This window comes from Streptomyces sp. NPDC021093 (genome assembly GCF_044333135.1).
GTDB lineage: Bacteria > Actinomycetota > Actinomycetes > Streptomycetales > Streptomycetaceae > Streptomyces.
In genome coordinates this window covers 120,966-144,663 of the sequence record NZ_JBIRQJ010000011.1, presented here as the reverse complement: position 1 = coordinate 144,663, position 23,698 = coordinate 120,966, and the positions used below count along the sequence as shown (strand labels likewise).

26 protein-coding genes are annotated in these 23,698 nt (G+C 71.3%); 16 read left to right on the top strand and 10 right to left on the bottom strand.

Going from position 1 to position 23,698, the window contains the following annotated elements; translation table 11 throughout:
* Positions 1-81 precede the first annotated feature (81 nt).
* The 8 genes from ACH4SP_RS31920 to ACH4SP_RS31885 all read left to right on the top strand — a co-directional run bounded on the left by ACH4SP_RS31920 (position 82) and on the right by ACH4SP_RS31885 (position 6,065).
* Positions 82-720 carry a TetR/AcrR family transcriptional regulator gene (locus ACH4SP_RS31920; RefSeq protein WP_398420008.1) on the top strand — a complete coding sequence of 213 codons (639 nt, stop codon included), beginning with the start codon at positions 82-84 and terminating at the stop codon, positions 718-720.
* Between the two features lie 14 nt (positions 721-734).
* The gene (locus ACH4SP_RS31915; protein ID WP_398420006.1) at positions 735-1,505 is read left to right on the top strand and encodes a glucose 1-dehydrogenase; all 771 of its coding nucleotides are present in this window, start codon (positions 735-737) and stop codon (positions 1,503-1,505) included.
* Positions 1,506-1,530: 25 nt separating this feature from the next.
* Positions 1,531-2,079: an NUDIX domain-containing protein gene (locus ACH4SP_RS31910; RefSeq protein ID WP_398420004.1), complete on the top strand. Its 549-nt coding sequence runs from the start codon at positions 1,531-1,533 to the stop codon at positions 2,077-2,079.
* A complete protein-coding gene (locus tag ACH4SP_RS31905; protein WP_398420002.1) occupies positions 2,076-2,468 on the top strand; it encodes a YidH family protein in 393 nt (130 codons plus the stop codon). The genes ACH4SP_RS31910 and ACH4SP_RS31905 overlap by 4 nt, the downstream gene beginning before the upstream one ends.
* Positions 2,456-2,812: a DUF202 domain-containing protein gene (locus tag ACH4SP_RS31900; RefSeq protein WP_398420000.1), complete on the top strand. Its 357-nt coding sequence runs from the start codon at positions 2,456-2,458 to the stop codon at positions 2,810-2,812. The genes ACH4SP_RS31905 and ACH4SP_RS31900 overlap by 13 nt, the downstream gene beginning before the upstream one ends.
* A gap of 158 nt (positions 2,813-2,970) precedes the next feature.
* On the top strand, positions 2,971-4,035 hold the full coding sequence (locus ACH4SP_RS31895) for a phosphotransferase family protein (RefSeq protein ID WP_398419998.1): 1,065 nt from the start codon (positions 2,971-2,973) through the stop codon (positions 4,033-4,035).
* A gap of 6 nt (positions 4,036-4,041) precedes the next feature.
* Positions 4,042-5,256 (top strand): acyl-CoA dehydrogenase family protein, encoded by a 1,215-nt coding sequence (locus ACH4SP_RS31890; RefSeq protein ID WP_398419996.1) that lies wholly within the window; start codon positions 4,042-4,044, stop codon positions 5,254-5,256.
* A gap of 161 nt (positions 5,257-5,417) precedes the next feature.
* A complete protein-coding gene (locus ACH4SP_RS31885) occupies positions 5,418-6,065 on the top strand; it encodes an acetate uptake transporter (protein WP_398419994.1) in 648 nt (215 codons plus the stop codon).
* Between the two features lie 20 nt (positions 6,066-6,085).
* Here ACH4SP_RS31885 and ACH4SP_RS31880 read toward each other — a convergent pair whose 3' ends face one another.
* The 3 genes from ACH4SP_RS31880 to ACH4SP_RS31870 all read right to left on the bottom strand — a co-directional run bounded on the left by ACH4SP_RS31880 (position 6,086) and on the right by ACH4SP_RS31870 (position 9,195).
* Positions 6,086-6,679 carry a TetR/AcrR family transcriptional regulator gene (locus ACH4SP_RS31880; protein ID WP_398419993.1) on the bottom strand — a complete coding sequence of 198 codons (594 nt, stop codon included), beginning with the start codon at positions 6,677-6,679 and terminating at the stop codon, positions 6,086-6,088.
* 63 nt (positions 6,680-6,742) lie between these two features.
* Positions 6,743-8,437, bottom strand: a complete 1,695-nt coding sequence (locus ACH4SP_RS31875; protein ID WP_398419991.1) for a class I adenylate-forming enzyme family protein — start codon at positions 8,435-8,437, stop codon at positions 6,743-6,745.
* Positions 8,434-9,195, bottom strand: a complete 762-nt coding sequence (locus tag ACH4SP_RS31870; RefSeq protein ID WP_398419989.1) for an SDR family oxidoreductase — start codon at positions 9,193-9,195, stop codon at positions 8,434-8,436. Before ACH4SP_RS31870 ends, ACH4SP_RS31875 begins: the two co-directional genes overlap by 4 nt.
* A gap of 167 nt (positions 9,196-9,362) precedes the next feature.
* On the opposite strand from ACH4SP_RS31870, the gene ACH4SP_RS31865 reads away from it, so the two are divergent.
* The 4 genes from ACH4SP_RS31865 to ACH4SP_RS31850 all read left to right on the top strand — a co-directional run bounded on the left by ACH4SP_RS31865 (position 9,363) and on the right by ACH4SP_RS31850 (position 13,910).
* Positions 9,363-10,616, top strand: a complete 1,254-nt coding sequence (locus tag ACH4SP_RS31865; protein WP_398419987.1) for an exo-beta-N-acetylmuramidase NamZ domain-containing protein — start codon at positions 9,363-9,365, stop codon at positions 10,614-10,616.
* 76 nt (positions 10,617-10,692) lie between these two features.
* Positions 10,693-12,024, top strand: a complete 1,332-nt coding sequence (locus ACH4SP_RS31860) for an MFS transporter (protein WP_398419985.1) — start codon at positions 10,693-10,695, stop codon at positions 12,022-12,024.
* A gap of 323 nt (positions 12,025-12,347) precedes the next feature.
* Positions 12,348-12,959, top strand: coding sequence for a hypothetical protein (locus tag ACH4SP_RS31855; RefSeq protein WP_398419984.1), 612 nt, complete (start codon positions 12,348-12,350; stop codon positions 12,957-12,959).
* A 198-nt stretch (positions 12,960-13,157) separates the two neighbouring features.
* A complete protein-coding gene (locus ACH4SP_RS31850; protein ID WP_398420302.1) occupies positions 13,158-13,910 on the top strand; it encodes a 3-keto-5-aminohexanoate cleavage protein in 753 nt (250 codons plus the stop codon).
* 124 nt (positions 13,911-14,034) lie between these two features.
* Here the strand turns inward: ACH4SP_RS31850 and ACH4SP_RS31845 are convergent, their stop codons facing one another.
* Positions 14,035-14,937, bottom strand: coding sequence for a phytanoyl-CoA dioxygenase family protein (locus ACH4SP_RS31845; RefSeq protein ID WP_398419982.1), 903 nt, complete (start codon positions 14,935-14,937; stop codon positions 14,035-14,037).
* 68 nt (positions 14,938-15,005) lie between these two features.
* Positions 15,006-15,470 carry a redox-sensitive transcriptional activator SoxR gene (gene soxR, locus ACH4SP_RS31840; protein ID WP_398419981.1) on the bottom strand — a complete coding sequence of 155 codons (465 nt, stop codon included), beginning with the start codon at positions 15,468-15,470 and terminating at the stop codon, positions 15,006-15,008.
* Between the two features lie 131 nt (positions 15,471-15,601).
* Between soxR and ACH4SP_RS31835 the strand changes: the two genes are divergently transcribed.
* Entirely contained in the window at positions 15,602-16,063 is a 462-nt protein-coding gene (locus ACH4SP_RS31835; RefSeq protein ID WP_398419979.1) for a MaoC family dehydratase, read from the top strand.
* Between the two features lie 15 nt (positions 16,064-16,078).
* Here ACH4SP_RS31835 and ACH4SP_RS31830 read toward each other — a convergent pair whose 3' ends face one another.
* From ACH4SP_RS31830 to ACH4SP_RS31820, 3 genes are all read right to left on the bottom strand, one after another.
* On the bottom strand, positions 16,079-16,747 hold the full coding sequence (locus tag ACH4SP_RS31830) for a TetR/AcrR family transcriptional regulator (RefSeq protein ID WP_398420300.1): 669 nt from the start codon (positions 16,745-16,747) through the stop codon (positions 16,079-16,081).
* A gap of 81 nt (positions 16,748-16,828) precedes the next feature.
* A complete protein-coding gene (locus ACH4SP_RS31825) occupies positions 16,829-17,116 on the bottom strand; it encodes a YiaA/YiaB family inner membrane protein (RefSeq protein WP_398419977.1) in 288 nt (95 codons plus the stop codon).
* A gap of 59 nt (positions 17,117-17,175) precedes the next feature.
* Positions 17,176-18,327, bottom strand: a complete 1,152-nt coding sequence (locus tag ACH4SP_RS31820) for an acyl-CoA dehydrogenase family protein (RefSeq protein WP_398419975.1) — start codon at positions 18,325-18,327, stop codon at positions 17,176-17,178.
* 98 nt (positions 18,328-18,425) lie between these two features.
* Between ACH4SP_RS31820 and ACH4SP_RS31815 the strand changes: the two genes are divergently transcribed.
* The 3 genes from ACH4SP_RS31815 to ACH4SP_RS31805 are packed head-to-tail and all read left to right on the top strand — an operon-like array spanning position 18,426 to position 20,862.
* Entirely contained in the window at positions 18,426-19,097 is a 672-nt protein-coding gene (locus ACH4SP_RS31815; RefSeq protein ID WP_398419973.1) for a TetR/AcrR family transcriptional regulator, read from the top strand.
* 14 nt (positions 19,098-19,111) lie between these two features.
* Entirely contained in the window at positions 19,112-19,846 is a 735-nt protein-coding gene (locus tag ACH4SP_RS31810) for an ArsR/SmtB family transcription factor (RefSeq protein WP_398419971.1), read from the top strand.
* A 32-nt stretch (positions 19,847-19,878) separates the two neighbouring features.
* Positions 19,879-20,862: a DMT family transporter gene (locus ACH4SP_RS31805; RefSeq protein ID WP_398419968.1), complete on the top strand. Its 984-nt coding sequence runs from the start codon at positions 19,879-19,881 to the stop codon at positions 20,860-20,862.
* A 5-nt stretch (positions 20,863-20,867) separates the two neighbouring features.
* Here ACH4SP_RS31805 and ACH4SP_RS31800 read toward each other — a convergent pair whose 3' ends face one another.
* Both ACH4SP_RS31800 and ACH4SP_RS31795 read right to left on the bottom strand, forming a co-directional pair.
* Positions 20,868-21,950, bottom strand: coding sequence for a Zn-dependent alcohol dehydrogenase (locus ACH4SP_RS31800; RefSeq protein WP_398419966.1), 1,083 nt, complete (start codon positions 21,948-21,950; stop codon positions 20,868-20,870).
* A 306-nt stretch (positions 21,951-22,256) separates the two neighbouring features.
* On the bottom strand, positions 22,257-23,651 hold the full coding sequence (locus ACH4SP_RS31795) for an aldehyde dehydrogenase family protein (RefSeq protein ID WP_398420298.1): 1,395 nt from the start codon (positions 23,649-23,651) through the stop codon (positions 22,257-22,259).
* Positions 23,652-23,698: the final 47 nt, after the last annotated feature.

Genomic DNA, 23,698 nt, shown 5'->3' with positions numbered 1-23,698 from the left:
CCGGTCCGCATCCCTGAGCCGGTCAGTCGCCCCTGAGCTGCTGCTTTCGTAATTAATAATGGCCAGCATTACAGTGTCCGCATGGCAAGGACGTCAGGACCCGAGACCCGGGAGAAGCTGATCCGCGCGGCCGAGGAGATCTTCGCCGCGCAGGGAGTCGACGGGGCGCAACTGCGGGACGTGGTGAAGCTGGCCGGGCAGAGCAATCCCTCGGCCGTCCAGTACCACTTCGGCTCGCGTGCCGGACTGCTCGACGCCGTGATGGCGGGACGCCAGGAGCGCACCGAGCAGGTGCTCGCACCGCTACTGGCCGCGTGCGGCGATTCCGTACAGGAGTTGATCACCGCACTGGTCGCGGCGGAGGCCACCGAGCTGGCCGCCGACCGGGGCCGCCGCTGTCTGCGCATCTCGGCGCAGCTCAGCCACGAGAGCGGCGTCCGCTCCAGGACCCCGCACCCGACGCTGGCGGGCACCGCGTACTGGCGGCTGATCGAGCGCGTCGAGGCCGTCCTCGTACGGGACGGGCTGCCCGAGCCGCTGCTGCTGGAGCGGCTCGACCTCGCGCTGACGCTGATCGGCGCCGCCATGTCGGACCGGGCCCGCCAGTATCTGTCCGATGTCACCCCGCTGACCGGCCAGAACGTGTTCCTGGCCGACCTCGTGGAGATGACCACGGCCCTGCTCGGCGCACCCCACACCCACGTACCCGCACACTCGTGAGAGAAGACAGCACCATGAGCAACAACGACCTCACCGGCAAGACCGTCGTCATCACCGGCGGCGCCCGGGGGCTCGGCGCGGAGGCCGCCAGGCAGGCGGTCGCCGCCGGCGCCAACGTCGTGATCACCGATGTTCTCGACGAGGAGGGCGCGGCCACCGCGGCCGAGCTCGGCGAGCGGGCCCGCTTCCAGCACCACGACGTGACGTCGGAGGAGGACTGGGCACGGGTGGCGGCCTTCGCGGTCGCCGAGTTCGGCGGCATCGACGGTCTGGTGAACAACGCCGGGATATCCACCGGCCGGTTCCTCGCGGACGAGTCGGTCGAGCACTTCCGCAAGGTCCTCGACATCAATCTGACCGGTGTCTTCATCGGCATGAAGTCCGTCGTCCCCGCGATGAAGGAGACGGGCGGCGGTTCGATCGTCAACATCTCCTCCGCCGCAGGTCTGATGGGCCTCGCGCTGACCGCCGGCTACGGCGCGTCCAAGTGGGGCGTGCGCGGTCTGACGAAGATCGGCGCGGTCGAGCTGGGCACCGCGAGGATCCGCGTCAACTCCGTCCACCCGGGCATGACGTACACCCCGATGACGGCCGCCGTCGGCATCCAGCAGGGCGAGGGCAACTACCCGAACACCCCGATGGGCCGGGTCGGCGAGGCGCACGAGATCGCGGGCGCGGTCGTCTTCCTGCTGTCGGACTCCGCTTCGTACGTCACGGGCGCCGAGCTGGCGGTGGACGGCGGCTGGACGACCGGCCCGACGGTGAAGTACGTCATGGGGCAGTAGTGGCGGGTGCTGTTGGATGGGGCGCATGACTTCCCCTTCTGGCACTTCCCCTTCCGACGAAATCCTGGACATCGTCGACGAGAACGACGAGGTCGTCGGGCAGGCCCCGCGCGGTGAGGTGTACGCGCGGGGCCTGCGCCATCGCTGCGCCTTCATCCGCGTGCGGGACGCGCGGGGCCGGACCTTCGTGCACCGGCGGACCGCGACCAAGCTGGTCTTCCCCTCCCTGTACGACATGTTCGTGGGCGGAGTCGTGGGCGCGGGCGAGTCGTACGACGCGGCGGCGCTGCGCGAGGCGGAGGAGGAGCTGGGGGTGTCGGGGCTGCCGCAGCCGGTGCCGCTGTTCAAGTTCCTCTATGAGGGCGAGGGACTCCACGGGGGCCCGGCGCCGACCTGGTGGAGCCATGTGTACGAGGTGCGCTGCGAGTTGCCGGTGGACCCTCAGGTCGAGGAGGTCGCCTGGCACGCCTTCCTGACCGACGAGGAGCTGACGCGGCGGCTCGGCGAGGGACCGGACGCCTGGGAGTGGGTGCCGGACGGGCGGGCCGCGTACGAGCTGTTGGTGCGCGGGTGAGCACCTTGCGGGAGGGGCTGCGGCTGTGGTGGGCGCCGCAGCGCATCCGTGCGGAGGGCGACACTCCGGACTACCGGTTCTCGCTGGCCAACGAGCGCACCTTCCTGGCCTGGGTGCGAACCGCGCTGGCACTGGTCGGGGCCGGTTTCGCGGTCGACCAGTTCCTGCCGGACCTGCGCTGGGGCGTACGGGTCGGGATGGCCCTCGCGCTGCTGGCGGCCGGGGCGCTGTGCGCGCTGCGCGCGGTCAACCACTGGGTGCGGTGCGAGCGGGCGATGCGGCGCGGCGAGGACCTGCCGGTGACGCGCTTCCCGACGGTGCTGAGCCTGCTGGTGGGGGTGGTCGCGGTGGCGATGGTGGTGGTCGTGCTGTTCGGGTGGGCGGGGTGAGTCCGCCTGCGGCGGTACCTGATCCGGGGCAGCACGATCCCGGTCGGCGTGATCCGGGGCTGCAGCCGGAGCGGACCCGGCTGGCGTGGCGGCGTACGACCTTGTCCTGCACGGTGGTTGCGGTGCTCGCCGGGAAGCAGACGATCCATGACGGCGTCACTCCGGCGGGGGTGCTGGCCGCCGCGCTGAGCGCGCTGGTGTGGGTGGGGTTCCTGGTCGTCGCGCATCGCAGGATGCGGGAGCTGGGCAGGGCGCGGCCGGAGGCGCTGGGGGCCCGGAGGGCGCTGACGGGGGTGTGCTGCGTGCTGGCGCTGGCGGGGTTCGGGGTCGCGGTGGTGTGGTGAGGCGCCCGGGGCGTTCCGGGGCGGACGGGGGTGCGGGCGCGGGCGCGCCGTGAGTGGGCAGGGCCACAGAGCGGGAGAGGCTCTGGACGGCATACCGACTGGTCGGCATCATGGGGCGCAACATCCCGCACGTACGTACGCGCCCGGAGGTACCGCACATGAGCACCGTCCCCCCACCAGGGCCCCAGTCCGCAGCCGCACCGCCGCCCGGTCTCGATCCGGAGCGGCTGCGCGCGCATCTGGACCGCGAGCGGCCGGGCCTGGTGGCCGGGCCGCTGTCCGCCCGGCTGATCGAGGGAGGGCGCTCCAACCTGACGTACGACGTCACGGACGGGACCTCGCGGTGGGTGGTGCGCCGCCCGCCGCTCGGCCACGTACTGGCGACGGCGCACGACATGAAGCGCGAGTTCCGGGTGATCAGCGGGCTGCATCCGACGAAGGTGCCGGTGCCCGCACCGGTCCTGCTGTGCGAGGACGAGTCGGTGCTCGGATCGCCGTTCTACGTCATGGAGTTCGTGGCGGGGACGCCGTACCGGACGGCGGAGGAGCTGGCTCCGCTGGGTCCCGAGCGGACCCGGGCAGCCGTACTGGGTCTTGTCGACACGCTCGTCGAGCTGCACGCCGTGGACCCGGAGGCGGTGGGACTCGGCGACTTCGGCCGTCCCGATGGCTTCCTGGACCGTCAACTGCGGCGCTGGGGCAAGCAGTTGGACGCCTCCCGCAACCGTGAGCTGGCCGGGATCGACGAGCTGCACGCCGCACTGGGGCGCGCACTGCCCGACTCCCCCGCACCCACGGTCGTACACGGCGACTACCGGCTCGACAACGTCCTGATCGGCGGCCCTGACGACTGCATCCGCGCCGTCCTCGACTGGGAGATGTCGACGCTCGGCGACCCGTTGACCGACCTGGGCCTCCTGGTGATGTACGGGACGGAGCTGAACCTGCCGAACTCCCCCATCTCCACGACGGCTTCGGCGGCGGGCCACCCGACGACCGACGAGATCGTCGCGCGCTACGCGGCCGCGTCCGGGCGGGACGTGTCGGCGGTGAACTGGTACACGGCGTTCGCCTGGTTCAAGCTCGCCGTGATCCTCGAAGGCATCCACTACCGCTACACGCTCGGGCAGACCGTCGGCGCCGGCTTCGACCGGATCGGCGAGCTGGTGCCCGTCTTCATCCAGCACGGCCTGACGACCCTGACGACCCCTCAGAAGGGCTGAAGACTCATGGACTTCGCATACGACGCACGGACCGAAGAGCTGCGCGGCAGGCTGCTCGCCTTCATGGACGCGTACGTGTACCCGGCGGAGGCGGTCGCGCACGAGCAGCGGGCGCGGCTGGCGTCGCCGTGGGACACCCCGCCCGTGGTCGAGGAGTTGAAGGCGGAGGCGCGGCGACAGGGGCTGTGGAACCTCTTCCTTCCGGATGCCGAGCACGGGGCGGGACTGACCAATCTCCAGTACGCGCCGCTCGCCGAGATCACCGGTCGTTCCCCGCAGTTGGCGCCGACCGCGCTGAACTGTGCGGCGCCGGACACCGGGAACATGGAGCTGCTGTTCCAGTTCGCCACCGAGCAGCAGAAGAAGCAGTGGCTGGAGCCGCTGCTGTCCGGCGAGATCCGGTCGGCGTTCGCGATGACCGAGCCCGAGGTGGCGTCGTCGGACGCGACGAACATCGAGACGCGGATCGAGCGGCAGGGGGACGCGTATGTCGTCACCGGGCGGAAGTGGTACATCTCCGGGGCGATGAACCCCGACTGCAAGATCTTCATCGTGATGGGCAAGACCGACCCGGACGGCGCCGACGTGCGCCGCCAGCAGTCGATGATCCTGGTGCCGCGCGACGCACCGGGCGTCGAGATCCGCCGCGCGATGCAGGTGTACGGGTACGAGGACCACTACCACGGGGGGCACGCGGAGGTCGTCTTCCACGGTGTACGGGTGCCGGCCGCGAATCTGGTGGGCGAGGAGGGCGGCGGTTTCGCGATCGCGCAGGCGCGGCTCGGACCCGGCCGCATCCACCACTGCATGCGGCTGATCGGCATGGCCGAGCGGGCCGTCGAGCTGATGTGCCGACGGGCGGTGGGGCGTACCGCTTTCGGTAAGTCGCTGGCCCAGCAGGGCGTCGTGCAGAACTGGATCGCGGACGCCCGGGTGACCGTCGAGCAGCTGCGGCTGCTGGTGCTGAAGACGGCCTGGATGATGGACACGGTCGGCAACCGGGGTGCGCACACCGAGATCCAGGCGATCAAGATCGCGACGCCGCGTGCGGTGCTCGACATCATCGACAACGCGGTGCAGCTGTACGGTGCGGGCGGCGTCAGCCAGGACTTCCCGCTGGCCGAGCTGTGGGCGGGGGCGCGGACGCTGCGGCTGGCGGACGGGCCGGACGAGGTGCACCAGAGGTCGCTGGCGCGGCGGGAGCTGAAGAAGTACCTGTAGCGGGTGCAGCCGCGGGGAGGCGACCGCGGGACCTTCGGCCCCTTTCGGCGGGACTTCAGACCCGGCGAAAGGGGCCGCACTTCGTAGGTCAATGTCCGGAAGGACCGGTAATTTCGATTGGTCGTCCCCCTTGATAGTCGCCCAATCGAAGGTTCCCCCATATGACTCACGCTCCGACCGCTCCGGCTGTCCCGGCTGCTCCGACCGCTCCGGCTGTTCCGACCGCTCCTGCGGCTGCCGCCCCTGCGGCTGTCAGGATCGCCAATCCCGGTCCGCTCGGGCTGGCCGCGTTCGCGCTGACCACGTTCGTGCTCAGCATGTTCAACTCGGGCCTGGTCACGAATGCCGCGCTGAGCGCGGTCGTGCTGCCGCTCGCGCTGTTCTACGGCGGGCTGGCGCAGTTCGCCGCCGGTCTCTTCGAGTTCCGGCGCGGGAACACGTTCGGGGCGACGGCCTTCGTGTCGTACGGCGCCTTCTGGATGGCCTTCGCGGGCTATGTGAAGTTCGTCGTCCCCGGGCTGCCGAAGGAGGACGCGCACCTGGCGACGGGGCTGTTCCTGATCGCGTGGTTCGTGTTCACGCTGTACATGACGGTGGCGGCGCTGAAGCTGGACGTGGCGCACCGCCTGATCTTCGTCACGCTGACCCTGACGTTCCTGTTCCTGGCGCTCGGCGACTTCGCGCAGAGCCAGGCGCTGGGTCACGTGGGCGGCTGGCTGGGCCTGCTGTGCGCGGGCTTCGCCTGGTACACGTCGTTCGCGACGGTGACGAACGAGACGTGGGGGCGGAAGGTGCTTCCGCTCGGATAGCTCCCCTCCGCCGGGGACCACTACGGCCGCAGCGCCCGCAGCAGCAGGTCCGCCAGGTGGTCCGCCACCTGCTGCGGGGCCAGCGGGCCGTCCGGGCGGTACCAGGTCGACAGGTGGTGGACCGAGCCGAAGTGGTAGTCGACCACCAGGTCGGCGGGGGTGGCGGTCGAGAAGACGCCGCTCTGCTGGCCCTCCTCCACCAGGGCGCGGAACCGCTCGTGGTAGCGCCGCCGCTCCGCCCTTACCTGCTTGTCCTTCTCCGGGCTCAGGTGGTGCATCGAGCGGAAGAAGATCGACGCGTCGTCGAGGTTCTCGATGGTGGTGACCACGACGTCAGCCGCCGCGTCCCGCAGCCGCTGCTCGACCGGTGCGTCCGCGTCGGCGAACGCGTCGAGCCGCTCCTGCTGGACCCGCAGCACCCGTGCGTACACCTCGTGCAGCAGGTCGTCCTTGGAGCCGAAGTAGTGGTAGAGGGCGCCCTTGGTGACGCCCGCCGCCTCGACGATCTCCTGGACCGAGGTGCGGTCGTAGCCGCGCTCGGCGAAGAGCCTGGTGGCGGCGGCCAGCAGCCGCTGGGGAACGGGGGTGCCGCCCGGGTCCGTCGTTCTGGCCATTGCCGCCACCTGCCTTGCGTGTACGTACGTGTGCGTGGAGTCGAAAGCTGCCGGGCTGCTGTGCTACCGGGTGGAACGTAGTTCCCGCCTGAGGATCTTCCCACTTGCCGTCTTGGGCAGCTCCGGCAGGACCTCCACCTCGCGCGGGTACTTGTACGCCGCGAGCCGCTCCTTGCAGTACGCGATCAGCTCGTCGGGCCCGGTCCCCGCGCCGGGGCGCAGGCTGACGTACGCCTTGACGCTCTCGCCCCGGTACGGGTCGGGGACGCCGACCACGGCCGCCTCGCGGACCGCCGGGTGGGTGTAGAGGACGTCCTCGACCTCGCGCGGCCAGACCTTGAAACCGGACGCGTTGATCATGTCCTTCTTGCGGTCGACGACGTACAGCCAGCCGTCCGAGTCCATGAACCCGATGTCGCCGGTGCGCAGTTCACCGTCCGGGAAGGTCTCGGCGGTGGCCTCGGGCAGCCGCCAGTAGCCGGTGACGACTTGCGGGCCGCGCACCGCGATCTCGCCCTGCTCGCCGAAGGGCACGTCCGCGCCCGTCTCGTCGATGATGCGGACGACGGTGTCGGGTCCCGGCACGCCGACCGACAGCGTCCCCGACACCGGGTCGAGGGGTGCCTCCTTCTCCGGCGGTACGGCCGCGCAGGGCGCCGTGCACTCGGTGAGCCCGTAGCCGTTGCGGATGTAGGGGCCGAAGCCCGCCCGGAACTTCTCCACCAGCGCGGGCGGCAGCGGGGCGCCGCCAGAGGAGACCACCTCGAAGGAGGCGAAGTGCTCCCGCGTGGCGCCCGGGGCGGCCGCCAGTGCCATGAACGCCGTCGAGGGGCCGACGGTGTACGCGGGCCGGTGCTCGGCGAAGGCGTCCAGGACCACCTGGGGGTGGAAGCGGTAGGCGAGGACGAGGGTGCCCGCGTTGGTGAGACAGGTGGCCAGCTGGGCGACCATTCCGGTGATGTGGAAGAGCGGGGCGAGGGCGAAGTAGGACGACCCCTCGGCGATGGGGTGCCCGGTGCGCTGCCGCTCCGCGTTGATCATGATGTTGCCGTGGGAATTCATCGCCCCCTTCGGTGTGCCGCTGGTGCCCGACGTATAACTGATCAACGCCGTGTCGGTGGGGCCCGGTTCCCGCTCCGAGGGTGAATCGAGCGGGGGCGGGCGCAGACCGGCCCGCGCGGCCTCGACCAGGTCGTCCGCGTCGGCGGCCTGCGGCAGCCGCTCGAAGTCCAGCACCCGCTCGTCGTTCGCGCTCTGCAGGTCCAGCTCGCAGCCGGTCAGCACGATCCGTACGGAGGGGGCGCCCGCGACGGTCTCCCGCAAGTATCCCTGCCAGGCCCGGTCGGCGCAGATCAGCGCGGTGACCTCGGCGTCCTTGAGGACGTGGCCGACCTCCGCGGACTTGTACATCGGGTTGAGCGGGACGACCGTGGCACCCGCCTTCCAGGCGCCGAGCAGCGCGAGCACGAAGTGCGGCGAGTTCTGCAGCATGATCGCCACGCGGTCGCCGCGCCGCAGTCCCTTCGCCGCGAGGTGACCGGCCACCGAGTCGGACAGGGCGTCCGTCTCGCGGTAGCTCAGCCGCCCGTCGAAGTAGGCGAGGGCGGTGCGGTCGGGGGCCCGCTCCGCGCTCCGCCGGAAGGCGTGCACCAGGGTCGGCGCCGGGTGCACGGGGGCCCGCTGGGCCTCGCTCAGCTGGCCGAGCCACGGCTTGGCCGCATAGATGGACCCGGCCCCTCCGCCGACGGGCCCGGTCACCTGCCCTCCCCTTCCCACTTCTGCTGGAGATGGTTCATTCCGGTCAGCCAGCGGTCAGGGTCCGCCGCCCGCGCCTTGTAGTAATCGGCCACCTCGGGGTGCGGCAGGATCAGGAAGCGGTCGGCCGCCATGCCGTCGAAGAGGGCGTCGGCGACGTCCTCCGGCTCGATCGCGGTCGGCGCGAGGACCAGGTCGCCCGCCGATCCGGCGGAGGTCAGCATGTCCGTACGGACGCCCTGCGGGCAGATCGCGTGCACCTTGACGCCCTTGTGGCGGTAGGTCAGCGACAGCCACTCGGCGAAGGCGAGCGCACCGTGCTTGGTGACGCTGTACGGGGCCGCGCCGATCATCGTCAGCAGGCCGGCCGCCGACACGGTGGAGACGAACCGGCCGCTCCCCCGTTCCAGCCACTCGGGCAGCAGCGCACGGGCCGCCCGTACGTGGGCCATCACGTTGACGTCCCAGGCCGTCTCCCAGAGTTCCTCGGCGAACGGGTCGCCGCCGCAGCCGACCCCGGCGTTGGCGCAGTACACGTCGATCGCGCCGCCGAGGGCGTCGCGCGCCTCGGCCACGATCTCTGAGGCGTCCCCCGGCACGGCCGTCGCGCCGATCTCCTCGGCGACCGCCTCGGCCTTCCCCGCATCCAGGTCGTTGACCACGACCCGGGCTCCGCCGGCCGCGAACCTCCGGGCCAGTGCGGCTCCGATGCCGCCTCCCGCGCCCGTGACCACGACTCCCGCGTCCTGCACCGCATCCATCTGGGGCCCGCCTCTCCATGCCGAATTCCTCCGCAGACTAACCAGTCGGTATGGACTGGGGAAAGGGGGCGACGCAGGTGATCCGGGGCGCGTTCCGTTCCGTACGGGAAGGACACGGGCTAGCGTGCGCGGACATGACAGACCGTCCGATCACGGAGGTTGCGCACATGAGCTTGTCCAGAAGAGGGCTGCTGGCGGCGGGCGGCGGCACGGTGGGGGTGCTCGCCGCCGGCGGTGGCCCCGCGGCTGCGCAGCCGCGGCACGGGGACGGCCCCCTGGTCCGTACCGGATTCGACCGGCTCGCGGCCGACGGGTACCGGCTGCTGCGCGGCCGGAAGGTCGGTGTCGTCACCAACCCGACCGGCGTCACCGCCGACGTCCGGCACATCGTCGACGTGATGCACGCCGATGAGCGGGTGAACCTCACCGCCGTGTTCGGCCCCGAGCACGGCTTCCGGGGGACCGCGCAGGCGGGCGGCTCCGAGGGGCGCTACGACGACCCCGCGACGGGGCTCCCGGTCTACGACACGTATCTGAAGAGCGGGCAGCCGCTCGCCGACATCTTCACCGCGTCCGGCGTGGACACCGTCGTGTTCGACATCCAGGACGCGGGCGCGCGCTTCTACACGTACATCTGGACCCTGTACGACTGCATGGTGGCGGCGGCGCTCGCGGGCAAGCGGTTCATGGTGCTCGACCGGCCGAATCCGGTGACCGGGCGGGCGGCGCTGGGTCCTGTTCTCGACCGGGCGTTCGCGACGTTCGTGGGACGGGAGCCGATCGCGCAGGCGCACGGGATGACGGTGGCGGAACTGGCGCTCTTGTTCAACGCGGAGTTCCTGACGAGGCCGGTGCCTCTTGAGGTGGTCCGGACGACGGGGTGGCGGCGCGGCGACTTCTTCGACGCGACGGGGCTGCCCTGGGTGCCGCCGAGCCCCAACATGCCCACCGCGGACACGGCGTTGGTGTACTCCGGCACCTGTCTCTTCGAGGGCACGAACCTCTCGGAGGGGCGCGGCACCACCCGCCCGTTCGAGCTGCTCGGCGCGGAGGGCATCGACCGGCGGTGGGCGGCGGCGGCGAACGCGGAGCGGCTGCCCGGGGTGCGGTTCCGGGAGGCGTACTTCGCGCCGACGTTCTCCAAGTTCCAGGGGAAGACGGTCGGGGGCGTCCAACTGCACGTCCACGACAGGAAGTCGTACGACCCGGTGCGCACCGGGATCGCGCTGCTGGTGACGGCGAAGAAGAGCTGGAGCGGCTTCGCCTGGCGGCCCGACAACTGGATCGACAAGCTCACCGGGAACGCCCGGGTGCGCACCATGATCGACGCGGGGGCGGGGACGGACGAGGTGGTGGGCGCCTGGCAGGCGGACCTGGCGGCCTTCCGCCGGGTGCGGCGGGAGCACCTGCTGTACCGCTGAGCATCACGGTCCACATTGTGGGACTGACCGTCCCACCTATTGACTGCCTCATACACCGACCGAGAACCTGCCGGTCGTGAACGACGAACCCCGCACCACGAAGACAGCGACACCGGCCACCGCCGCCGACGCACCCTCCGAGAGCCCGGAGAGTCTGCGCCGGGTGGCGGTGGCCAGTTTCATCGGCACCGCCATCGAGTTCTACGACTTCTACATCTACGGGACGGCGGCGGCGCTCGTCCTCAACGAGGCGTTCTTCCCGAACCTCACACCGCTCAACGCGACGCTCGCCTCCTTCTCCACGTACGCCGTGGCCTTCGCCGCCCGTCCCCTCGGCTCCGTGGTCTTCGGGCACTTCGGCGACCGGGTCGGCCGCAAGTCGGTCCTCGTCGTCTCGCTGCTGCTGATGGGGCTCTCGACGGCGCTGGTGGGTCTGCTGCCCGGCTACGGCAGTTGGGGCATCTGGGCGCCGCTGCTGCTGGTCCTGCTGCGCTTCCTGCAGGGCATCGGGCTCGGCGGCGAGTGGGGCGGGGCGGCGCTGCTCGCGGTGGAGCACGCGCCGCGCGGCAGGCGCGGCCTCTATGCGGCGTTCCCGCAACTCGGCCCGTCCATCGGCTTCTTCGCGGCGACAGGCATCTTCTGGCTGCTGTCGGCGGTCCTCGACGACGCGGCGTTCAAGAGCTGGGGGTGGCGGATTCCGTTCCTGCTGTCGTTCCTGCTGGTCGCGGTGGGTCTGTTCGTACGGCTGAAGATCAGCGAAACCCCGGTGTTCCAGCGGGTGATGGAGAAGCAGGAGGCCAGCAAGGTCCCCACCCTTGAGGTCTTCAAGAAGTTCCCGCGCGAACTGCTGCTCGGCGCGGGCGGCATGATCGTCGCGTACGGGCTGTTCTACACGGCGACGACGTACTGCCTGTCGTACGCGACGACGACGCTCGGGGTGCCCCGCAACACCATGCTCGGACTGTCCATGGTGGCCTGCCTGTTCCTGGCGGCGGGAACCTGGCTCGCGGCGACGCGCTCCGACGCGGGCGGCCGGCGCAGGCTGATCCTGTGCGGCTGCGGGCTGGCGGTGGTGTGGGGTCTGGTCATCTTCCCGCTGCTCGACACCGGACAGCCGGTGCTGATCGCGGTGGCACTCGGCGGGGCGCTGTTCTGCATGGGGGTCGTGTACGGGCCGATGGGCGCGTACCTGCCGGAGCTGTTCGGGGCGCGGGTGCGCTACTCGGGCGCGTCCCTGGCGTACAACCTGGGCGGGGTGCTCGGCGGGGCGGTGGCACCGCTGGTGGCGACGCGGCTCCAGGCGGGCTTCGGTTCGGCGTCGGTCGGCTGGTACGTGAGTGCGATGGCGGTCGTGTCGCTGCTGTGCGTGCTGGCGCTGCCGGAGACGCGGGAGCGGGAGCTGGGCTGAGGCGCGAAGAGGGGGCGGGGATCTCGTACGGCCCCCGCCCCTTCCGCATGCGTGCGGGCGGCGCACCACTGCTCGCCCGCCTTGCGGAGGTTGCCGGCGATCGACCCGCCGGGGAAGGTGAACACCCGTCGCTTTTCCCCGTTCTCCACACGTTCGAGTGAGGCGTTCGATTCATGGAGTGGCACGGAGAGTCGGGAGTGTTCCCTGCGAATCGGGACCAATTGATCCCTGATGGGGCCCATCGGATTTTCGATGGAGCCGAAACGGGCACTCGTACGTCCATTCATCGACGCCGAAGTACCAGCGACGGAGGTGGCAGTGCGATGGCCGGTTTTCGGAGTCTCGCGAGACAGGTCCGTGATCCGAGGTGTGATCTTGCGCTGCGGCGGTATTCGCTGCGCAAGTGTCTGGAGAGGTTCGCCCCTTACGGGCACAGGGCGACCTGGGACCATCTGTGCACCCGGCACGGGTTCGGTCAGGAGGACCGGGCGCCCGACCCGGTGCGGCTGGTGGCCGCACTGGAGGAACTGGAGGAGGCGCGGGCCGTCTGGCTCGCGTACGAGGTGGAGTTCGCACAGCGCCGCAAGCGCGAGAAGCACGACGGGCTGCGGCGGCCGGGCTCCTTCGACGACTGGCACCGGCGGACCTGGGGCGGTTTCGGGGTCGCCTGGTGCGACGATCCGACGGTCCATCCGTCGCCGCCGCTGGCCGACGTGCTGCGCGGGCTGATCTCCGCCCTGGAGTCGGAGCCCGGCACGCACTGCCCGGTGTGCGCGTCGGAACGGATCGTCTGGAAGCAGGACATGATCCACGAGCCGTGGTTCGGTCCGGTCTGCACGGGATGCGGAATCCTGGTCCCGCAGCCCGTCCTGACGCCCGGGGCACTGGCGGAGGCCAAGAGAATACGGCGCCGGGAGCTGGCGTCCGTGGCGTGAGAGCGTGGGGCGTGGCGGACCTCCATCCCCGTGGCGCCGCGTCCCCCGTGTCAGCCGCACAGTCGTTCCGCGCGTCCCGCACGGCCCCCGTGCCGTCACGAGGAGCACTCGGAATTTCCCCCGCAACAACCGTGCGAATGCTCGGTGCATGGCTGATTGTCAGTGGTGGGTGTCACCATCGAATGCATGGTCGAGCCCTTGATACAGGTCTGTTTGAACGGTCAGCGCGGTACCGGTGACGGCGCCGCGGTTCCGGTGACGCCCGGTGCGATGGCCGAATCGGCCGCGGCCGCGGTCGCGTCCGGTGCCGCGGAGGTGCATGTGCACCCCAAGTCCCCCTGCGGGGACGACACGTTGTCACCGAGCGTTCTCGCGGCGACTCTCACGGCGATACGGAGTGCGGTGGACGTGCCCGTCGGGGTGACGACCGGTGCCTGGACCGAGCCCGAACCGCAGCGGCGCATCGAGCGCATCGCGTCCTGGACGGTACTGCCCGACCACGCCTCGGTGAACTGGCACGAGCCGGGCGCGGAGGAGGTCGCCGGGGCGCTGCTCGCGCGCGGCGTCGCCGTGGAGTCCGGCCTGTGGTCCGGCACGGAGGGGGTGGACCGCTTCCTCGGCTCCCCGCTGCGGTCCAGATCCCTGCGGGTGCTGCTGGAGGTGACCGACCCCGACCCGCTCACCGCCGAGGACTCCGCGCTCCAGTTCCTGGCGGACCTCGCGCGCCGGGGCGCGGTGGGGTCGCAGGGGGACGTGTGCGGGGCCCCGATGCTGCTGCACGGCGAGGACGGCGGCGCCTGGCCGGTGCTCGCGCTGGCCCGCCGGCTGGGTCTGGCCACCCGGATCGGTCTGGAGGACACGCTGCTGCTCCCGGACGGCAGGCCGGCCGGGTCGAATGCCCAACTGGTGAGCGCGGCCAAGGACATTCGGTGGCCGGTGAAGGTGGCGTAACCGCACAGTGGGGGCGGATCCGTCGCCGTACGACACGTGGTCCGAGTGAGGACGGGTGCCGTCGGGCCGTCGGGGCGTCAAGCGGATGCGTCAAGCGGATGCGTCGGGGGGATGCGTCGGGGCCCTACAGCCCGTCGTCCAGGTGCCAGTGGTTCTGCCAGCGGCCGTCGACCGGATCGGCGGCCGACTGGTAGCGGATGTCGGTGGAGAGCCTGATCACGCCGTCCGGGTCCCGGTTGTCGAGCGAGGCGTGCACGAGGTAGGGCGAGTGGACGACCATGTCGCCCGCCGCGTAGTCGGCGACCAGCCACCGGGCGTCGTACTCCTCGGCGAGGGACGGCAGATCCGCGGTGAGCGAGGCGGCCGGGCGGCGCAGCCGGCCCGCCGTCTCCTCGGCGCGCACGCGGTGGTGGCTGCGCTCCAGGTAGACCAGGCCGCCGCGGGCCACCGGGCAGTCGCCGAGCGGGATCCAGCTGGAGAGCACCCGGTCGGTGCCCTCGCGGAGGTAGACCAGGTCGTAGTGGGCCTGGGTGGCGGTGCCAATGCCCGACTCGCCGGGCAGGGCGTGCCGGATGATCTTGCGGCGGTGCAGATGGACCTCCGGGGCGCCGAGGAACCACCGGTAGAAGGCGACCAGTTCGGGCCGTCGGCACATCGCCTCGTACGCGGGCCCCGGCACGATCCCCCGGAACAGGGCCGTCCGGAAGGCCGCGTGGTCGAAGCCGCCGCGGTCGGGTGCGGCGATGCCGTCGCCGGGGTCGGAGCCGGGGCGTACGAGACCGGTGTGCGCGGTCGCCTCGAAGTAGTGGCGGCGGAAGGCCTCCACCACCTCGGGGCGGAAGAACCCCGGGAGGTAGAGGTGGCCCTCGCGGGCGAACCGCGCCCGCAGCGCGGCGAGGTCGCCCCGCTCGCCCGGCGGCACGGGCCCCAGCCGGCCGAGCCGGTGCGGGGCCCCGGAGAGGGTGTAGCCGTTGGAGGTCGGCCCGTCCGGGCGGGACCTGGGGTGCGCAGCCGTCGCGTTCGCCATGCGCCCCATGCTGCGCGGCCCCGCCCGCCCTCGTACATGGACGGAGGCCGCCCCTCCTTGGACTCGTATCAGCCCTTCCGCTTCTCGCCCATCAGACGGGAGCCGCTGATCATGTCGCCGATGACATCGTCCGGGTTGGACAGCACGCAGGTCTCCAGGGACAGGCAGCCGCAGCCGATGCAGTCGGTGAGGTGGTCGCGCAGACGTCCCAGCTGCTTGATGCGGGCGTCGAGTTCGGAGCGCCAGTTCTCGGAGAGCCGGGCCCAGTCCTCGCGGGTCGGGGTGCGCTCCTCCGGCAGTTCGGACAGTGCGTCACGGATGGTGGCGAGCGGGATGCCGACGCGCTGTGCGGCGCGGACGAAGGCGACCCTGCGCAGCGCGTCGCGCCCGTACCGGCGCTGGTTGCCGGAGGTGCGGCGGCTGCTGATCAGGCCCTTGGCCTCGTAGAAGTGCAGGGCGGATACGGCGGCACCGCTGCGAGCGGACAGCTGACCGACGGTGAGCTCGTGGATCTTCTCTGGAATCTGCGGCACCCCGTGAAGCCTAGTGGGCGTCCGTTGACAGGAACACCTGGGCCCAACCATGCTGAGCAAGCGCTTAGGCAAGTGATGTGAGCAGTTCTTTTTGCAGTATCTGGGCAGATTTGAGCAGAGGGAGCAGACGAATGGCCGAGCCGAGGATCTTCACGTCCGCCGAGGAGCTGCGTGCCGGGGTCGGCGAGCAGCTGGGGCACAGCGAGTGGCTGGAGGTCGACCAGAAGCGGATCGACCTGTTCGCCGACGCGACCGGTGACCACCAGTGGATTCACGTCGACCCGGTACGGGCGGCCGAAGGGCCGTTCGGGAAGACGATCGCGCACGGCTATCTGACGCTGTCGCTGCTGCCGACGTTCGTACCGCAGGTGCTGCGGGTCGAGGGCATGAAGATGGGCATCAACTACGGGACGGGCAAGGTCCGTTTCCCCGCGCCGGTGCCGGTGGGCTCGCGGCTGCGCGCCACGGCGGTGCTGACGGACGTCGCCGAGGCGGGTGACGGTGTGCAGGTCACGGCGAAGGTGACGGTGGAGATCGAGGGCGGCGAGAAGCCGGTGTGCGTGGCGGAGTCGATCTCCCGCTACTACTTCTGACCCGCTCCGCTGCGGCTACGGGGTGGCCGCGACCATCCGGAGCACGAGGTCGGCGTACAGTGCGCCGACCTCGTCGGGGGTGCGCCTGCCCTCCACGTTGAACCAGCGGGCCACGTCGATGCACAGCGACAGCACGGCGAGCGTGGTACCGGGGATGTCGGGGACGTCGAACTCCCCCGCCTCCACACCGTCGTTGATGATGCGCCGCACCGCCGCGTCGCTCCTGCGGCGCAGCTCCACGATCTCCGCGCGGTGCTCGTCGCCGAGCGCGTCCAGCTCGTACTGGACGACGCGCGCCGTGGTGTGGTGCGCCGCGTGCCACCGTACGAAGGTGACGACGGCGTCCGTGAGGCGCTCGGCGGCGCTGCCGTCGCCGTCGGCGGCGCTCTCCAGGATGTGCAGGGCCTTGTCGTGCCCGATCCGGCTGATCCGGTGGAGCAGCTCTTCCTTGGTCTTGTAGTGGATGTAGAGCGCGGCCGGGCTCATGCCCGCACGGCCCGCGATGTCACGGGTGGTGGTGGCGTGGTAGCCGCGCTCGGCGAAGGCTCCGACGGCGGCGACGAGCAGCCTCCGGGCCGCTTCCGGGGCCACCTCGCCCCAGGCGGACGCCTCGCCCGACCCGGACCCGCCGCCGGGCGCCTCCTCGGTGCCCTCTGTGCCCTCCGCGTCCTCCGCCGTGCTCATCCGCTCGCCCCTTTGTCCGTACAGCAGGACGAACACCATACCGCGCACCTCTGAGCAAGCGCTTAGCCCGAATCCTCGGAGTCAGAGCTTCTGGAAGGGATCGTGCTCGGCGAGGATCTTCTCCAGGCGCGCCTGGTCGACCCGGCTGACGATCTGACCGGCCTCCTGCTTGTCCCTGATCACCTTGGCGAGTGTGAAGGCGGAGGTGGTGAGGTAGAGGACGCCGATGGCCAGGAAGGCGCGCACCCAGCCGCTGGCGTCGAGGTAGAAGATGCCGATGGCGGTCGCCGACAGCGCGACGACGAACGAGGCGATGGCCTGGCCGTAGTAGGCCCCGGTGCCCTGCTGCTTGACCTGTGTGTCACTCATGGGCCCAGAGTGGCGCCGCACACACCGGAGCGATATCCGTACGCGTACTCAGGAGGTACTCAGAAGGCCGAAACCCCGGTCAGCGCACGGCCGATGACGAGTTTCTGGATCTGGCTGGTGCCCTCGTACAGGGTCATCACCCGGGCGTCGCGCAGCAGCTTCCCCGCCGGGTACTCGTCGATGTAGCCGTAACCGCCGTACACCTGGAGGGCGTTGTTCGCGGCGCGCACGGCGGCCTCGGAGGCGAAGAGCTTGGCCTTGGAGGCCTCGGTCACGAAGGGCTCGCCGCGGTCGATCAGGTCGGCGACTCGCCAGGTGAGGAGGCGGGCGGCGTCGACGTCGACCGCGATGTCGGTGATCAGTTCCTGTACGAGCTGGTGGTGGGCGATCGTCCTGCCGAACTGCTCGCGCTCCCCCGCGTAGGAAAGGGCCGCGTCCAGTGCTGCCTGGGCGATGCCGACGCAGCCCGCGGCGACCGACATGCGGCCCTTGGCGAGCGCGGACATGGCGACGGAGAAGCCCTTGCCCTCGGGTGCCAGCATCGCGGACGCGGGGACGCGGACGTCTTCGAGGACGAGTTCGGCGGTGGCCTGGCCGCGCAGACCGAGCTTGCCGTGGATGGTGCGGCGGGTGAGGCCCGGGGTGTCCATGGGGACGAGGAAGGCGGAGACGCCCTTGTGGCCGGGGGCGTCGGTGGAACGGGCGAAAAGAAGGACGACATCGGCCCAGGTGCCGTTGGTGATGAACATCTTGGTGCCGTTGACGACGTAGTCGTCGCCGTCCCTGACGGCCCGGGTGATGAGGTTTCCGGCGTCGGATCCGGTGCCGGGCTCGGTCAGGCCGAAGCAGCCGATGGCCTCGCCCGAGGTGAGGCGGGGCAGCCACTGCCGCTTCTGCCCCTCGTCGCCCCAGGCGGCGATCGTCTTGGCGACCAGGCCGAGCGAGACGGAGACGATGCCGCGCACCGAGGAGTCGCCGCGGCCGAGCTCCTCGGTGACGAGGCAGTACGCGAGGTGGTCGCCGCCGGAGCCGCCGTACTCCTCGGGGATCGTGAGACCGAGGAAGCCGAGCGCGCCCAGCTTCTTCACTATCGACCTGTCGACGTTCTCGGCGCGGTCCCACTCGACGGCGTGCGGGGCGATCTCACGGGCCACGAAGTCCACGGCGAGCTGCCGGACCGCGCGCTGCTCCTCGCTGAGCTCCAGGTTCACGGACACCCACCCCGCTTTCTCAGTGCTTGTCCAGCGCTGTTTCCGCCGCGCTTAATTAGCACTGCTAGTTTCTTGTCGGCAGGCCTACTATGTGCCGCATGGCCCGACCGCGCAAGCCCCTGTTGAGCAGAGACCGCATCGTCGAGACGGCGAGCGCACTCGTGGACTCCGAGGGCCTCGACGCGGTCTCCACGCGGCGGCTCGCGGCGGAGCTCGGGGTCAGCGGACCCTCCCTCTACAACCACTTCCGCAACAAGGACGAGATCCTGGAGGCGGTCGCGGACGCGGTGTCGGCCAAGGTCGACCTGTCGATGTTCGAGGAGGGCGACCCACGGGACTGGCGGGTGGCACTGCACGACTGGGCCCTCTCGTACCGTTCGGCGCTCACCGAACACCCGCACATCGTCCCGGTGCTGGCACGCGGCCCCGGGCGCCGGCCGGCCGGGCTGAAGGTCGCGGACGCGGTGTTCGGCTCGATGGTGCGGGCCGGATGGCCGCCCGCCCAGGCGACGTACATCGGCGCCCTGATGCGGTACTTCATCACCGGCTCCGCGCTCGGCTCCTTCGCGCGCGGCTTCGTGGACGACGAGGCGGCGTACGACCCGGCGGACTATCCGCACCTCGGGCAGGCGCATCTGCTCGCGGACCGCAGGGAGCAGGTGGACGAGGGGGCGTTCGAGACGGGGCTGAGGGCGCTGGTGGACGGGCTGGGCCACCAGTACGAGGCGGGGGAATTCCGGACAGTTCGGCCCGTGCCGAACCATTCTTAGGGCACTCTGGAGGGATGCCGAATCCCGCCGCCAGAGCCGCTGTCAGAGCCGAAAGCCCCGGCACCCGGCTCGCCGCCCTCGCGTCCCTGCTCGCCGACGAGACCAGGGCCGTCTTCCTCCTCTCCCTCCTCGACGGCCGCGCCTGGACCGCGAGCGAGCTCGCCCGGCAGGCGGGCGTCGCCGCCTCCACCGCGAGCGAGCATCTGAGCAGGCTCATCTCGGCCGGACTGCTCACCGAGGAACGGCAGGGCAGGCACCGGTACGTACGCCTGGCGGACGCGTCCGCCGCACAGTTCGTCGAGTCGGTCGCCGCGTACGCGCTCCCCGGCCGCGACAACCCGCACACGCTGCGCGCCTCCAGCGCCAGCTCCGCCATGGCCCGGGGCCGCACCTGCTACGACCATCTGGCCGGGCGGCTCGGCATCGCGATCACGGACGCGATGGAGCGGCGCGGGCTGCTGCTGATGGGCAGCGGGTTCGCGCTCACCGACGAGGGGCTGGACTGGTTCGGCGGGCTCGGCATCCAGCTGCTCAAGGCCAAGGGCCGTCGCCCGATGGTGAGTTCGTGCCTCGACTGGACCGAGCGCAAGCGCCATCTCGCGGGCATCGCGGGCGCGGAGCTGTGCCGTCTCGCCCTGGCGGAGAAGTGGTGCGTACGGATCGGGAGCGAGCGCGCGGTGAAGGTGACGGCGGCGGGCGAACGGGCCTTCAACGACCTGCTAGACATCGACGCATCAATACTTCGGTGACAACCGAAGTATCAGTGCCCTAGCATCGCGGAATGAGCAACTCTTCCTCCCCCACGGGCCGTTCCGAGCCCCTCGCACTGGCCGCCGCCGGTGTCACCGTCGTGCTGTGGGCCTCGGCCTTCGTGTCGATCCGCAGCGCGGGCGAGTCGTACGCACCGGGCGCGCTGGCGCTGGGCCGGCTGCTGTCCGGCTCGCTCGTCCTGGTGGCGCTGCTGCTGATACGCCGCGAGGGTCTGCCGCCGCGCGCCGCCTGGCCGGGCATCATCGCCTCCGGGCTGCTGTGGTTCGGGGCGTACGCGGTCGCGCTCAACTGGGGCGAGCAGCTCGTCGACGCGGGCACGGCGTCCCTGGTGGTGAACGTGGCGCCGATCCTGATGGCGCTGCTCGCCAGCCGCTTCCTCGGCGAGGGCCTGCCGCCCCGGCTGCTGGCGGGGATGGTGGTCTCGTTCGCGGGTGCGGCGATCGTGGGCGTCTCGATGTCGGGCGGCGGCGGAACGTCACTGCTCGGTGTGGGGCTGTGCCTGGCCGCGGCCGTGACGTACGCGATCGGCGTGGTCGCACAGAAGCCCGCGCTGGGGCACGCGACGCCGCTGCAGGCGACCGCGTACGGCTGCCTGATCGGGGCGGTGGCATGCCTGCCGTTCGCCGGACAGCTGGTCAGGGACGTGGCCCAGGCGCCGCTCTCCGCCACCCTCAACATGGTCTACCTGGGCATCTTCCCGACCGCCCTGGCCTTCACCACCTGGGCGTACGCACTGAAGCGGACGACGGCCGGGAAGATGGGCGCGACCACCTACGCGGTGCCCGCGATCGTCGTCCTGATGTCGTGGCTGCTGCTGGACGAGGTGCCGGGGTGGGTGACGCTGCTCGGCGGCATGGTGTGCCTGGCGGGGGTGGCGGTCTCGCGGTCGCGGTCGCGGCGTACGGCGGCTCCGGCGGCGGGGGTGGTGGCCAAGTCCGCCACGGCCACCGCCCCTGCCGGTGCCGACGCGGACGCCGACGCCGAGAAGGTCTAGAAGGCCTAGAAGACGATCAGTGCCCGGCCGCCCTTGCCCGCGAGCATGTTGTCGAAGGCGGCCGGGATGTCGTCCAGGGTGATGCGTTCGGTGACCATGGAGGCCAGGTCGAGGCGGCCCGCCCGGATGTGTTCGGCAAGGACCGGAAGGTCGCGGGCCGGGTCGCTGTTGCCGTACACGCAGCCGGTGAGGGTGCGGCCCCAGTGGAAAATCTCCAGGGCGTTGAAGGTGACCTGCTGGTCCTTGCCGCCGATGCCGACGACCGTGGTGCGGCCTCCCCTTCGGGTGGATTCCCAGGCGGTACGGATGGTGGCGGCGCGGCCCACGCACTCGACGGCGACGTCCGCACCGTGGCCGCCGGTGAGCCTGCGCACCTCCTTCGCGGTGGTGTCGGAGGCGACGAGGTAGTCGGTGGCTCCGGCGGCGCGGGCCAGTTCCTCCTTGGCCGGGGAGACGTCGACGGCGATGATCTGTGCCGCTCCGGCGATCCGGGCCGACTGGAGGGCTGCGAGTCCGACACCGCCGACGCCGTACACGACGACGGTCTCGCCCTCGCGGACGCGGGCACTGTGGTGGACGGCGCCGTATCCGGTGAGGACGGCGCAGCCGAGGAGGGCCGCGTCGGTGAGCGGGATGCCGGGCGGGGCCGGGACGACGCACTTCGCGGCGACGACGGTCTCTTCGGCGAAGGCGGCGACGTTGAGGCCGGGGTGGAGGTCGGTGCCGTCGGCCGTCGTACGGGCGTAGATGTCGCCGGAGCCGGTGAGGGCGTCGGCGCACAGCCATACTTCGCCGAGCCCACAGGCGTGACAACTGCCGCAGGACGGGGCCCAGTTGAGGACGACGTCGTCGCCGGGGGCGAGGTGGGTGATGCCTTCGCCCACGGCGGTGACGGTGCCTGCGCCCTCGTGGCCGAGGACGGCGGGGACGGGTACTCGCATGGTGCCGTTGGTGAGGGAGAGGTCGGAGTGACAGACACCGGCGGCGGCGAGGCGGATGCGGACTTGGCCGGGGGCGGGGGCGGGGAGGTCGATGTCGGTGACTTCGAGGGGGGTGTGGGGGGCGCGGAGTATGGCGGCGCGGGTCATGTGGCGGGCTCCTGAGTATGGGAGGGGTGGGGCGGCGGCGAGGGCGTGCGGTCGGGGGGGGCGGCTCCGCGTGGGGGCCGCCCCCTTGCCCACCCGTCCCGCCCCCGGGGGGCGGCCCCGCTGCCCAAGAGGGCTAGGGGATCGGCGGCGTCAGCCGCCCAAGGGGCTAGGGGGCAGGCATTTAGGGGCGCGGGGAACTGCGCGATCAGCCACGACGCACCCGCACGTACAAACCACCCGCCCCGCGGCAGCACCACACGGCCGCCCGCCGGGCAACAGACAGCAGACAGCAGACAGCAGACAGCGTCAGAACTGCAGGGACTTGGTGTGGAGGTACTCCGCCAGCCCGTGCCGCCCCAGCTCGCGCCCCACTCCCGACTGCTTGTACCCCCCGAAAGGCGCCAGCGGATTGAAGCGGCCGCCGTTGATGTCGACCTGCCCCGCGTCCATCCCCCGCGCGAAGGCCGTCGCCGTCTCCGGGTCCGCAGCCCAGACCGCACCCGCGAGCCCGTAGACCGTGCCGTTGGCGATGCGCAGGGCGTCGGCCTCGTCCTCGTAGCGGAGGATCGAGATGACCGGGCCGAAGATCTCCTCCTGGGCGATGGTCATGTCCGGGGTGACGTCGGCGAAGACGGTCGGCGAGACGTAGTACCCCTTGTCGAGGGGGGATTCGGGGCCGCCCGCGACGATCCGGGCGCCCTCCTCGACGCCCTTCTCTATGTAGCCCCGCACGCGCGCCTGCTGCTTGGCGTTGACGAGCGGGCCGACCCGCTCGCCCGGCGCGTACTTGGCCACCGCGTCCGCGGCCAGCGACACCGCCTCGTCGTAGCTGTCGCGGTGGACCAGCATGCGGGTCCAGGCGCTGCACGTCTGACCGGAGTTGGCCATGACATTGGCGACGCCCACATTCACCGCCTTCGCGAGATCCGCGCCCGGCAGGATGACGTTGGCCGACTTGCCACCCAGCTCCAGGGCGACCCGCTTGACCGCCGCGCCCGCTGTCGCGCCGATCTGCCGGCCGACGGCGGTCGAGCCGGTGAAGGACACCAGGTCGACACCCGGGTGCTCGGCGAGCGCCTGGCCCGCGACCGGTCCCAGGCCCGTGACCAGGTTGAACACACCGGCGGGCAGGCCGGCTTCATGCACCACCTCGGCGAAGAGCTGCGCGGTCAGCGGGGTGTCCTCGGCGGGCTTGAGGACGACCGTGCAGCCCGCCGCGAGAGCGGGTGCCACCTTGGCAACGATCTGGTGCAGCGGGTAGTTCCAGGGCGTGATCGCACCGACGACGCCGACCGGCTCCGAATGGACGGTGGAGTTGCCGAGCTTCTCCTCGAAGGCGTACGTGGCGGCCAGTTCGGCGTACGAACCGGCGACCAGGATCGGCAGCCCGGCGTGCACGGCCTGGGCGAGGGCGGGCGGTGCGCCCAGCTCGGCCGTGACGGTTTCCGCGATCTCGTCCTTGCGGGCGACCAGGCCGTCCCGCAACGCGCCGATCAGTGCGGCCCGTTCGGCCTGCGGGGTGGCCGCCCAGCCGGGGAACGCGGCCCGGGCGGCGCTCACCGCGGCGTCCACGTCGGCCGCCGTACCGGCCGGGACGTGCCCGATGACCTGCTCGTCCGCCGGGTTCACGACGGCGATCGTGTCCCCTCCTTCGGCGGGCCGCCATGCGCCGCCGATGTACATGCCCCGCTGCGCCTGCACCGTCATCGAAGTTCCTCCACCGGTCCGGTCCGCCACTGCTTACGAGC